General features: G+C 49.3%; 8 protein-coding genes and 2 pseudogenes. 3 read left to right on the plus strand and 7 right to left on the minus strand.

Annotation, left to right across the window (positions count from 1 at the left end):
• Positions 1-9 precede the first annotated feature (9 nt).
• The 3 genes and pseudogenes from nagK to JL661_RS00070 all read left to right on the plus strand — a co-directional run bounded on the left by nagK (position 10) and on the right by JL661_RS00070 (position 3926).
• Positions 10-920 (plus strand): annotated as a pseudogene (gene nagK, locus JL661_RS00060) (N-acetylglucosamine kinase).
• Positions 921-1151: 231 nt separating this feature from the next.
• Positions 1152-1829 (plus strand): DUF2169 domain-containing protein, encoded by a 678-nt coding sequence (locus tag JL661_RS00065; protein WP_218480997.1) that lies wholly within the window; start codon positions 1152-1154, stop codon positions 1827-1829.
• Positions 1830-2383: 554 nt separating this feature from the next.
• Positions 2384-3926: pseudogene (locus JL661_RS00070) on the plus strand (methyl-accepting chemotaxis protein).
• Here the strand turns inward: JL661_RS00070 and JL661_RS00075 are convergent.
• The 7 genes from JL661_RS00075 to atpA form a co-directional block, all read right to left on the minus strand.
• Entirely contained in the window at positions 3917-5077 is a 1161-nt protein-coding gene (locus JL661_RS00075) for a methyl-accepting chemotaxis protein (RefSeq protein WP_225310096.1), read from the minus strand. The pseudogene JL661_RS00070 and the gene JL661_RS00075 overlap by 10 nt on opposite strands.
• Positions 5078-5364: 287 nt before the next feature.
• Positions 5365-7194, minus strand: coding sequence for a glutamine--fructose-6-phosphate transaminase (isomerizing) (glmS, locus tag JL661_RS00080; RefSeq protein WP_004236729.1), 1830 nt, complete (start codon positions 7192-7194; stop codon positions 5365-5367).
• A gap of 94 nt (positions 7195-7288) precedes the next feature.
• Positions 7289-8662, minus strand: coding sequence for a bifunctional UDP-N-acetylglucosamine diphosphorylase/glucosamine-1-phosphate N-acetyltransferase GlmU (gene glmU / locus JL661_RS00085; RefSeq protein ID WP_004236730.1), 1374 nt, complete (start codon positions 8660-8662; stop codon positions 7289-7291).
• A 129-nt stretch (positions 8663-8791) separates the two neighbouring features.
• Positions 8792-9217 (minus strand): F0F1 ATP synthase subunit epsilon, encoded by a 426-nt coding sequence (locus JL661_RS00090; RefSeq protein WP_004236731.1) that lies wholly within the window; start codon positions 9215-9217, stop codon positions 8792-8794.
• A gap of 21 nt (positions 9218-9238) precedes the next feature.
• Positions 9239-10621 (minus strand): F0F1 ATP synthase subunit beta, encoded by a 1383-nt coding sequence (gene atpD, locus JL661_RS00095; protein WP_004236732.1) that lies wholly within the window; start codon positions 10619-10621, stop codon positions 9239-9241.
• Positions 10622-10656: 35 nt separating this feature from the next.
• On the minus strand, positions 10657-11520 hold the full coding sequence (gene atpG, locus JL661_RS00100; RefSeq protein ID WP_004240209.1) for a F0F1 ATP synthase subunit gamma: 864 nt from the start codon (positions 11518-11520) through the stop codon (positions 10657-10659).
• Positions 11521-11573: 53 nt separating this feature from the next.
• Positions 11574-13115 carry a F0F1 ATP synthase subunit alpha gene (gene atpA / locus JL661_RS00105; RefSeq protein WP_004236735.1) on the minus strand — a complete coding sequence of 514 codons (1542 nt, stop codon included), beginning with the start codon at positions 13113-13115 and terminating at the stop codon, positions 11574-11576.
• Positions 13116-13120: the final 5 nt, after the last annotated feature.

Below are 13120 nucleotides of genomic sequence, written 5' to 3' on the forward strand. Positions count from 1 at the left end.
GGAATCATCATGTATTACGGTTTTGATATGGGCGGGACAAAAATTGAGCTTGCCGTTTTTAATGAAGCACTGGAACCGGTCTGGCAAAAGCGTATTGCGACACCGAAAGAGAGCTACGCCGCGCTGCTTGAAGCACTCAGACAACTGACAGAACAGGCGGATAGCGAACTCGGATGCAAAGGAAAAATCGGCATCGGCGTTCCCGGCATTGTGAATCATGAAAAAGGAACGGTGTTTACCACCAATGTGCCTGCCGCTCAGTATCAGCCGCTGCGTCATGATCTGGAAACCATATTGCAGCGCCCGGTAAAAATTGAAAATGACGCCAACTGCTTTGCACTCTCCGAAGCCTGGGATCCGGCATTCCGCCACTATCCGACAGTACTGGGGCTGATCCTCGGTACCGGTGTCGGCGGCGGCTTTGTGATTAACGGCACCGTGTTACCGGGGAAAAACGGGATCGCCGGTGAAATCGGCCACATCAATATGACGCTGGAAGGGGATAAGCTTCTCGGGCATCAGGTTCCGGAGACCCTCTGCGGCTGCGGAAAAACCGGCTGTTTTGAAACTTATCTTTCCGGCCCCGGATTTGAGCGGATTTTCACGGCATTTTACTGCGAAAAGCTCAGTGCAGTTGATATTATCGCCCGTTACTACGACGGTGATCATAATGCAAAACTGCACGTTGAGCGGTATATGTCGCTGCTCGCGCACTATCTGGGAAATGTGCTGAGTGTCTTTGATCCTGATTTGCTGGTGATCGGCGGCGGATTATCACAGTTTGAGGATATTTACCGCCTGCTGCCGGAATACCTGCCGCAGTATATCTATGGCGTTGCCTCACTGCCCGCCATTCATAAAGCCCGCTACGGAGATTCCGGCGGCGCCGGGGCGCAGCCTGTCTCAATTTTTCCGGCTGATAAACCTTTATTTACCGCCTGCGGTGCGGGCGGTAAATAATAAAAAGAATATCGGCTAACTCTTATATTCTTTTCCCGGAAAAAGACTACATTAGCGATATTAAAAACCGGCTGAATCCGTAAAAATATCGTGTTTATACATAGGATATTATTATATCTGCCTTGTATTACATCAGCCTGAGGGAAATTGCGTATTTTTGTGATTTTTTATCTGTTATAAAGGCTAATGTCATGAATTTTATCAACCACACTATTTTTCCGGCGCTGAATTATGACAGCGATAATCAGCAACATGATACATTTCATATCGTTGCATCACGTATTACCTATGATATCCGGATAAATAACCGTGACGGACAGAGCCAGCTTGTTATTTCCCCGGAACAATCCCTGCTGAATTATACGGATGTCAGCTACAATGAAATGGTTGATACCAGTATTGAATACGAAAGTGATTTAGCCCCTTATAAACCAAAAACTGATATTGTCATTAACGCCACAGCATTTGTCCCGGAAAATAATCCGGTTCCGGTTTTTGATGTCGGTATTCAGATCGGAAAATATCAGAAAGTCCTGCGCATATTCGGTCCCCGTTACTGGGTAAAGGAGGATGACGAGTGGTTTCTCACAGAATCTGAACCGATCAGTTATCTTGATATCCGTTATGAGCATGCCTCCGGCGGTACATACAGCGCCGGTGATACGGTTTTTACCTCTCCGGCAAACCCGGTTGGTATGGGCTGGTATCCGGCGGAATTTCTGGCTCAGTGTGATAAAACACAGTTACCGACGCATCAGATAGAATCCCCGGATATCCCGGCAGAGCATATCAGTCAGATACTCCGCCCGGACGGTTTCGGTTTTTTTCGGCCGGACCTGGCAGGGACGGGCAGAGTACGCCGGGGATAATGACCCGGTGTCATCACACCCGCCGCAGACACCGGATAACCTCAATTACTGGTGTGGTGCCCACCCGACACCGTCGTTGTGGACATGAACCTGAGAAAAGTGTTCTGCACTTACCGTATCGCTCTGCCGGAATCACTGAATATCGCCGAAATGACGCTGCGCCACATTCCGGATCATCCGGCCAGATAACCGGTACACATTTACCTTAAAAATGCCGCCATTGTCTTGACTGAAAATTACGGTTAAGTAATGATTTAAAAATTCCGAAACTGAGATTTATTTAAATTTAAAATTCCTATCCGATATAAAAAACGAATAACATAAAAACCGTTGTCACATCAATAAAAAAGAACAACCATAATATTAATTTAATAATTAAAGATCGCTTAAATTGTTTCATTTTCATGACAAAAAATAATTTTTAAAAATAAAAAAATCTATATTTCCCGGTCAATTGCTAATATATTAGCCAAAAAATAAAACAACCATTCTGTACTGTTTTTTTACAGTGCGGAGGGCTATTTGTTAATTATTTTATATCACCCGGGGTTATCATGAAAAACAACATGCCTGTCACACAGCATGAATACTCGCTTAACGATAATGCAATATTAATGTCAACCACTGACACTCAGAGCCATATAACCTATGCAAACTCTGCATTTATTACCGCAAGCGGGTTTGAGGAAGGGCAATTAACCGGACAGCCTCATAATATTATCCGCCACCCGGACATGCCCCCGGCAGCCTTTGCCGATATGTGGTATACCCTGCAGCAGGGTGACAGCTGGACAGGTATTATCAAGAACCGCTGCCGTAACGGCGACCATTACTGGGTGCGGGCAAATGTCACCCCGGTCTGGCACGATAAAAAACTGACAGGCTATATTTCTGTCCGGACAGTACCAACCCGTGATGAAATAAAAAAAAAGCGCCTCACTTTACAGCAGGTTAAAGAGTAATAAATTAAACGGATATCGTCTTTTTAAAGGTATTATTATCCGCAAAGGTAAACTGGCATTTTTATCATTACTGAAATGGTTGCCGGTCGGGCAGCGGATTAATTATTCCTTATTAACTGTAATGTTATTAACCCTGGCTCTGGTATTTTCACCGTTAAATCCGTTTATTCAGGCGGGCGGTGTGGCGGCTTTATTTATTCTGCTGTCGGTTTACCTTCAGTCACAAGTCTCTCAGCCGGTTAAATTACTGCTGTCACAGATGAAAAAAGTCGTTTCCGGACGGAAACCGGATCCGGTGCATATGGACAGGGTTGATGAGATCGGATTACTGATGCGCCTGGTGAATCAATCCGGGTTTAATCTGAACTCGCTGGTGGATGATGTCAGCACACAGGTTGCCGGGATCCGCGCTATCAACCAGCGGGTTTCACAGGAAACCACCGCGCTGCATACCCGCTCTGAAGAGGCATCCGCCCATCTGCAGCAAACCGCAGTCGCCATTGAGGAAATCAGCAGTGCGGTGCAGCAGACTGCCGAGAGTGTTTATCTGACGATGAATATCGCCGGTAATGCGAGTAACAGCGCAACACAAAGCAACGAAACTATGCAGAAAACCATCGATATGATGCATACCATTTCTGCGGATAATAATCAGATTGTTGATATCATCGGTGTGATTGACCGTATTGCTTTTCAGACTAACATTCTGGCGCTGAATGCGTCGGTGGAAGCCGCCCGTGCAGGGGATGCCGGACGGGGCTTTTCTGTTGTGGCCGCAGAGGTGCGCAACCTGGCGCTGCATTCCGCCTCTGCCGCCAAAGAGATAAAAACCCTGATTGAGAAAAACGCGGCCAATGTCCGCACCGGCGTGACAATGGCAGAGCAGACCGAAACCCAGCTCGGGGAAATGGTCACCGATGTGCTGAAAATGTCATCCATGATCAATGAAATCGGTCTTGCCACCAAAGAACAGACTCAGGCACTGGAACTTATCAATGAATCCGTCGCCCGTATCGGCACCATGACCGGCAACAATACTGAAATGGTCAATAATGTCACCGGTGCCACCTCTGAACTGACACGGCGCTCCTCGCGATTACAGCAGGCAATTCAGGTTTTCGGCAATCATGCCTGAGCTGATGCGGCAAACCGCGCAACCCGTTTACCGGTGTTTAATGCCGGTTTGCTGTGTGACTGAGCAGCGGCGTGATCCGTCAGGCGGAAATCCCGTGTCCGTGACTGTAAATCCGCAACCTGAGCCTTAAGCGCATCAGAAGAACCGGCAAGCTCATCGGCGATCATCACACTGCCCTGAGTTGCCTGTTCCAGCTCGGAAAGGGCCGTTGCTATCTGCTCAATCCCCTGCTGCTGCTGTTGTGTGGAAACAGAGATCTGCGCCATCAGGCCGTTTACCCGCTCCGCACCCTCAACAATCTTATTCATATTCACTTCGGCGCGGTGAACAATATCCTCTCCCTGCTTAACATTATCGGTTGTCACCGCAATCAGGGATTTAATATTTTTCGCTGATTCTGAACTGCGGTGAGCCAGATTTCTGACCTCACCGGCCACAACAGTAAACCCTCTGCCGTGCTCACCGGCACGGGCGGCCTCTACAGCGGCATTCAGCGCCAGAATGTTGGTCTGGAAGGCAATGGAATCAATCAGGGTGATAATTTCAGTCATCTTATTGGTGCATTCATTAATAGAATGCATATTGGTGGCCACTTCCTCCATCAGCTTACCGCCATGTCCGGCAAACACCGTTGCTTCCTGTGCATGCTCACTGACCAGCACCGTATTCTCCGCATTATTTTTAGTCCCGGCGGCAATCTCCTCCATATTGGCCGCTGTTTCCACCAGCATGGCTGATTGCTGCTCCGTCTTGGCAGACAGCTCAAAACTGCGCATTGCCAGTTGCTCAGACAACACAGATGCAGAATCTGATGAGCTGCGAATTTCACTGACCAGCAGAGAAAGGCTTTCCGCCAGCTGATTCACCCCGGGGATCAGGCGTCCGGCACAGTTATTACCAAATACCGGGATCCGCACCGACAAGTTACCGGCGTTAACCTCATCAATACTGTTTTTCACGGCATTGATCGGCATAACCAGATACTTCGTAATGTAAAACCATGAGCAGGCGAACGTAAAAACACTAACAATATTAAGCATTACTAATTTAATTAGTGCGGACAGGGGCAAGAGAAAGATAATATTAATTGTAGTGAAATTACAGATGAGAAAGACGACAATGACGGTTCTTATACTGATATGTTTAAGCATAACTTACTCCAGTATTGGTATTTTGCGATATTTTTAGTGCCTGAATCTTAATTTATTTTTTCTTTTGGCTTTCTATATAATTGGTTATTAAAGAAATAAATTCAAATTCTATTACTGATAAGTAAGTGAACCTAATCACATTTAGTTTATAAATATGATTATTAGTCAAATAATGATGTTGTTTTTCTTAAGGATGAGAATGGCGGGATAGAAAAAGCCCGGCGTGTATCACGGTGATACGCGCCGGGCTTTACTAATTAATTATCTGAAACTAAATCAGGCTCAGCTTATTCAACCGTCACTGATTTCGCCAGGTTACGCGGCTGATCCACATCAGTACCTTTAATTAAGGCAACGTGATAAGAGAGCAGTTGTAACGGGATGGTGTAGAAGATTGGAGCAATAAGCTCTTCCACATACGGCAGCGGAATAATTTTCATATTTTCGCTGTCGCTGAAACCGGCGTCTTTATCTGCGAAGACATACAGCAGACCACCACGGGCACGGACTTCTTCAATGTTGGATTTCAGTTTTTCCAGCAGTTCGTTGTTTGGTGCCACGATAATGACCGGCATATCCGCGTCAATCAGTGCCAGCGGACCGTGTTTTAATTCACCGGCGGCATAGGCTTCTGCGTGGATATAGGAGATCTCTTTGAGTTTCAGCGCGCCTTCCACCGCGATCGGGAACTGATCCCCGCGGCCCAGGAACAGTGCGTGGCTCTTGTCTGAGAAATCTTCCGCCAGCTGCTCAATGACTTTATCCTGAGACAGCATACTCTCAATACGGCTCGGCAGCGCATGCAGTGCAGTCACAATACTGTGCTCCAGCGCTTCACCTTTGCCTTTCAGGCGGCCGAGGTAAGCCACCAGCATCAGCAGAACAGTCAGCTGAGTAGTGAATGCCTTGGTGGAGGCCACACCGATTTCAGTCCCGGCTTTGGTCATCACAGCAAAATCAGATTCACGCACCAGTGATGAACCGGCAACGTTACAGATAGCCAGAGAAGTCAGATAGCCCAGCTCTTTACCCAGACGCAGTGCCGCCAGGGTATCTGCGGTTTCACCGGATTGTGAAATGGTGATCAGCAGGCTGTTCTTACGGCAGGCCGGTTTGCGGTAACGGAATTCAGAGGCGATTTCCACATCACACGGAATACCTGCCAGAGCTTCAAACCAGTAGCGGGAGACCATCCCGGCGTTGAATGACGTACCGCAGGCAACAATCTGGATATGCTCAATACCGGACAGCACATCACGGGCTTTTTCACCCAGCTCGCTGAATTCGACCGTTTCATTGCGCAGACGCCCTTCCATCGTGTTTTTGATGGCCAGCGGCTGCTCATAGATCTCTTTCTGCATATAATGACGGTAAATACCTTTATCACCGGCATCATACTGAACGTTGGATTCAATCACATCGCGTTCTGCTTCATCACCATTGCGGTCAAAAATATGAACATGACGGCGGGTAATTTCGACGATATCCCCTTCTTCCAGGTAGATAAAGCGGCGGGTAACCGGCAGCAGCGCCAGCTGATCAGAGGCGAGGAAGTTTTCACCGACACCCAGGCCGACCACCAGCGGGCTGCCTGAACGGGCAGCAACCAGCAGTTCCGGTGTGCGGGAATCCATAATCACCGTACCGTATGCACCGCGCAGTTGCGGGATAGCGCGCTGTACGGCTTCACGCAGCGTACCGCCCTGTGAATGTTCCCAGTTCACCAGGTGTGCGATAACTTCAGTGTCAGTGTCGGAAGTGAACTGATAGCCGCGGCCTTTCAGTAATTCCCGTAATTCACTGTAGTTTTCAATAATACCGTTATGAACAACGGCGATATTTCCGGAAACATGCGGGTGTGCGTTGCGTTCCAGAGGCTCGCCATGCGTTGCCCAGCGTGTGTGCGCGATACCGGTGCCGCCGGAAACCGGCGTTTTTTCTGCTTCTTCCGCCAGCATTTTCACTTTACCGACTTCACGCAGGCGGGTCAGGTGCCCTTCGCTGTCCACAACCGCCATACCGGCAGAGTCATACCCGCGGTATTCCAGACGACGAAGCCCTTCTAACAGAATTTCAGCGATATCACGTTGTGCTACTGCACCAACAATTCCACACATAGTTGTAAATTCCTGATTTAACGATGTCCTGCCTGATTGTTTTTACGGCGTTGCCGTGTCCCCGGGCTGTGTAGATATGGGGTTATTATTGTATTTACTTTTTCATTTTTACCGGACGTTTCCAGCCGGAAATCTGGGTTTGTCTGACCCGGCTTATCACCAGTTCATTATCACCCACATCTTTTGTTACGGTTGTACCGGCACCGACGGTCGCGCCTTTCCCGATAGTGACCGGTGCCACCAGCTGAGTATCAGAGCCGACAAAAACATCATCGCCGATTACCGTTTTGAATTTGTTTGCACCATCATAGTTACAGGTGATGGTTCCGGCACCGATATTCACATCGTTACCGATTTCCGCATCCCCCAGGTAGCTGAGATGTCCGGCTTTGGAGCCGACGCCGAGTGTCGCTTTCTTCATTTCAACAAAGTTGCCGACATGGGCTTTGTCTGCCAGCACAGAGCCGGGACGCAGACGGGCAAACGGACCAACAGTACAGTCGCGGGCCATTTCAGATGATTCCACCACGGTATACGGGCTGAGCACCGAGCCATCACCGATAACGCAATCTTTCAGCACACAACCGGCGCCAATTACCACATTATTACCGAGAGTCACATTGCCTTCGATAATGACATTCACGTCAATGATGACATCTTTGCCGTGTGTCAGAGTGCCGCGCAGGTCAAAACGCGCCGGATCCAGAATCATCACACCTTCGAGCAACAGACGATCAGCCTGTTCACGCTGATAAATACGCTCCAGCGCCGCGAGCTGAAGGCGGTTATTCACCCCTTCCATTTCACTCAGTTTTTCCGGATGAGCCGTCTCAATACGACGTCCTTCCTGATGCGCAATGGCAATAATATCGGTGATATAAAATTCACCCTGCGCATTATTGTTGTTCAGTTTTGCTAACCAGCGTTTGAGATCACCACCATTGGCAACCAGAATACCGGTATTGATTTCTTTGATTTTCTGCTGCTCTTCAGAGGCATCTTTCTGTTCGATAATCCCGGTCACCAGTCCGTTTTCACGGATGATGCGGCCGTAACCCGCCGGGTTATCCAGGATCACCGTCAGCAGGCCAATGCCGCCTTCCGGTTTGACCGCCATCAGGCGTTCCAGGGTTTCAGCCGCGATCAGCGGAACATCGCCGTACAGCATCAGAATATCTTCGTCATCGGCAAAGTGAGGTGCAGCCTGCTGCATCGCATGCCCGGTTCCCAGTTGTTCTGCCTGTAAAACCCAGTTCAGATTCTGATCCGACAGCGTATTCTGTAATAAATCACCGCCGTGTCCGTAAACCAGATGCACATTCTGTGCGCCCAGTGAAAGGGCAGTATCAATCACATGCTGAACCATCGGTTTACCCGCCAGGTGATGTAACACCTTCGGCAGCGCGGAGTACATCCGGGTACCTTTACCCGCAGCGAGAATTACCACACTTTTAGCATTCGTAGACATAAGAAATCTGATCGCTCCTCTTTTAGAGTGCCAAGTAAACCTGTTTACACACGAAAATACCACATATTTCGCAACGCAAAAAAGCCAGTCAGCGGATACTGACTGGCTTTTATATTTTAACTGCCTCGGTTACATCATCTTCTTGGCTAATTCGTCAATTACACGTAATTTTGCAATTGCTTTTGCCAGTTCGGCTGATGCCTGAGCATAATCCACGTCACCATGTGCTTTCCGGATGTTTTCTTCCGCGCGGCGTTTTGATTCCATCGCCAGTGCAGCATCCAGATCGTTTGCACGGATAGCCGTGTCCGCAAGTACGATAACGCCGTTTGGCTGTACTTCGAGCATTCCGCCTGAAAGGTAGATAAGCTCTTCTTCGCCAAATTGCTTAACAATCCGTACCATGCCCGGTTTTATGGCAGTCAGCAGCGGGGTATGCATCGGGTAAATACCCAGCTCACCTTCACTGCCTGTCACCTGAATCTTCTGGACTAAGCCCTTAAACAGTTGTTTTTCGGCACTTACTACCGTCAGGTGAAACGTCATTGCAGACATATCAGCCTCCTGTCAACCGGATTAAATCTTCTTCGCTTTTTCCACAGCTTCTTCGATGGTACCAACCATGTAGAACGCCTGCTCCGGCAGATGATCGTAATCACCTTCCAGGATACCTTTAAAGCCACGGATAGTGTCTTTCAGGGAAACGAACTTACCCGGTGAACCGGTGAAGACTTCTGCCACGAAGAACGGCTGAGACAGGAAGCGCTGGATTTTACGGGCACGTGCAACAACCAGTTTATCTTCTTCTGACAGCTCATCCATCCCGAGGATTGCGATGATATCTTTCAGTTCCTGATAACGCTGGAGGATTGACTGTACGCCACGGGCAACATCGTAGTGCTCCTGACCAACAACGAGCGGGTCAAGCTGACGGCTGGTGGAATCCAGCGGGTCAACCGCAGGGTAGATACCCAGAGACGCAATCTGACGGCTCAGAACGACGGTCGCATCAAGGTGGGCGAACGTGGTTGCAGGAGACGGGTCAGTTAAGTCATCCGCAGGGACGTAAACGGCCTGTACAGACGTGATAGAGCCTGTTTTGGTCGATGTGATACGTTCCTGAAGCACACCCATTTCTTCCGCCAGTGTCGGCTGGTAACCTACCGCTGAAGGCATACGGCCTAACAGCGCGGATACTTCAGTACCGGCCAGGGTATAACGGTAGATGTTATCAACGAACAGCAGTACATCGCGGCCTTCATCACGGAATTTTTCCGCCATGGTCAGACCGGTCAGAGCAACGCGCAGACGGTTTCCCGGTGGCTCGTTCATCTGGCCGTACACGAGTGATACTTTGTCCAGAACGTTGGAGTCTGTCATTTCATGATAGAAGTCGTTACCTTCACGGGTACGCTCACCGACCCCTGCGAATACAGAGTAACCGGAGTGCTCGATCGCGATGTTACGGATCAGTTCCATCATGTTTACGGTTTTACCCACACCCGCACCACCGAACAGACCGACTTTACCACCCTTCGCGAACGGGCAGATCAGGTCCATTACTTTGATACCTGTTTCCAGCAGTTCCTGGGAGTTAGACAGTTCTTCGTATGTTGGTGCAGCACGGTGAATAGACCATTTTTCTTCTGCGCCGATGTCACCTTTCATATCGATCGGATCACCCAGAACGTTCATGATACGTCCTAAGGTTTTCACGCCGACAGGGACTTCGATCGGGTGGCCTAAATCGGTTACTTCCAGATTACGGCTCAGACCATCAGATGTACCCATAGCGATACAACGGACAACCCCGCCGCCTAACTGCTGCTGAACTTCCAGCACCAGTTTTTCTTTACCATTTGTTACCTCAAGCGCATCGTACACTTTCGGTACTGCATCCTGAGGAAATTCGACGTCCACAACGGCGCCGATAACCTGGATGATTTTTCCAGTAGCCATCTTGAATCCTCTACGTAATTCGTAAAACCCGGGTGTTAAACCGCGGCAGCACCGGACACAATCTCGGTGAGTTCTTGTGTAATGCTTGCCTGACGCGCTTTGTTGTAAACTAAATTCAGCTCTTTGATCATGTTACCGCCGTTATCAGTTGCAGCTTTCATTGCAACCATACGGGCGGCCTGCTCACTGGCCAGGTTTTCCACAACGCCCTGGTATACCAGCGCTTCGATGTAGCGCCGTAAAAGGGAATCCAGTAACGCTTTAGGATCAGGTTCGTATAAATAATCCCAGGTTTTCTTCTTCAGGTTTTCGTCATCGCTTGGCGGTAACGGCAGAACCTGAACAATGGTCGGAACCTGAGACATGGTATTCACAAACCGGTTAGTTACAATGTACAGCTTGTCAAGACGACCTTCGTCGTAGGCCTGAAGCATGACTTTTACCGAACCGATAAGGTCAGCCAGCGACGGGTCATCCCCCATGCCGGTTACCTGAGCAACCACATTCCCGCCCACAGAGGAGAAGAATGATGTTGCTTTGGACCCGATCAGAGCCAGATCAGTCTGAACACCTTTGTCAGACCAGTCTTTCATTTCGACAATCAGCTTCTTGAACAGGTTAATGTTCAAACCACCACACAAACCACGGTCGGTAGAAACAACCAGGTACCCGACACGCTTAACCTCGCGTTCTTCGAGGTATGGATGTTTATATTCCAGATTACCTAATGCAATGTGACCAATCACACTGCGGATGGTCTCTGCATAAGGACGGCTGGCCGCCATGCGGTCCTGCGTTTTACGCATTTTGGACGCCGCGACCATTTCCATCGCTTTAGTGATCTTCTGCGTATTTTGTACGCTGGCGATCTTAGAACGTATCTCTTTTGCGCCGGCCATTTGCTCTCCTCATGAACCAGACGGCCTGTACTGTTCACACAGGCCGTTTAGTATTACCAGGACTGAGTCGCCTTGAAGGTATCGAGCACGTTTTTCAACTTCGCTTCGATATCATCGTTATAGCTACCCGTCTGGTCGATTTCTTTCAGAAGATCAGCATGTTCACGAGTGGCGTAGCCAATCAGAGCAGCTTCAAACGGCACGACTTTCGAAATTTCGATATCTTCCAGGTAACCACGCTCAGCTGCATACAGTGACAGAGACTGTTGTGCCACTGACATTGGTGCATACTGTTTCTGTTTCAGCAACTCGGTAACTTTCTGACCGTGGTCAAGCTGTTTACGGGTTGCATCATCAAGGTCAGATGCGAACTGTGAGAACGCCGCCAGTTCACGATACTGTGCCAGAGCGGTACGGATACCACCGGACAGTTTTTTCATGATCTTGGTCTGTGCTGCACCACCCACACGGGATACGGAGATCCCCGGGTTAACCGCAGGACGGATACCGGCGTTGAACAGCGCGGATTCCAGGAAGATCTGACCATCAGTGATGGAGATAACGTTAGTCGGAACGAACGCTGATACGTCCCCTGCCTGAGTTTCGATGATTGGCAGCGCGGTCAGAGAACCGGTTTTGCCTTTCACTTCACCCTTGGTAAACGCTTCCACATATTCCGCGTTAACACGCGCAGCACGTTCCAGCAGACGGGAATGCAGATAGAAAACGTCACCGGGATATGCTTCACGTCCAGGCGGACGACGGAGCAGCAGGGAGATCTGACGGTAAGCAACCGCTTGTTTTGACAGGTCATCATAAATGATTAACGCGTCTTCACCGCGGTCACGGAAGTATTCACCCATTGCACAACCGGAATACGGAGCCAGATATTGCAGTGCCGCAGATTCAGACGCACTCGCGACCACAACGATTGTGTTGGCCAGCGCATTGTGCTCTTCTAATTTACGGACAACGTTAGCAATAGTGGACGCTTTCTGACCAATTGCGACGTAAATACATTTGATGCCGGAATCACGCTGGTTGATGATTGCATCGATTGCCAGTGCGGTTTTACCGGTCTGACGGTCACCGATAATCAGCTCACGCTGACCACGGCCGATTGGAATCATCGCATCGACAGACTTATAACCGGTCTGTACAGGCTGATCAACGGACTGACGGTCGATAACACCCGGTGCGATAACTTCGACAGGTGAGAAACCATCGTGCTCAACCTGGCCTTTACCATCGATAGGCTCACCCAGGGTGTTGACCACACGGCCTAACAGGCCACGGCCAACCGGCACTTCCAGAATACGACCGGTACATTTGACTTTCATGCCTTCTGCCAGGTCGGCATAAGGACCCATCACAACCGCACCAACAGAGTCGCGCTCCAGGTTCAGTGCGATAGCATAACGGTTGCCCGGCAGAGAGATCATCTCACCCTGCATAACTTCGGCTAAACCGTGGATACGAATGATACCGTCGTTGACGGAGACAATCGTACCTTCGTTGTGAGCTTCACTCACGACATTGAACTGAGCAATGCGCTGCTTGATCAGTTCGCTGATTTCGGTGGAATTCAGTTGCATATGCT

The organism is Morganella morganii (genome assembly GCF_019243775.1).
GTDB lineage: Bacteria > Pseudomonadota > Gammaproteobacteria > Enterobacterales > Enterobacteriaceae > Morganella > Morganella morganii.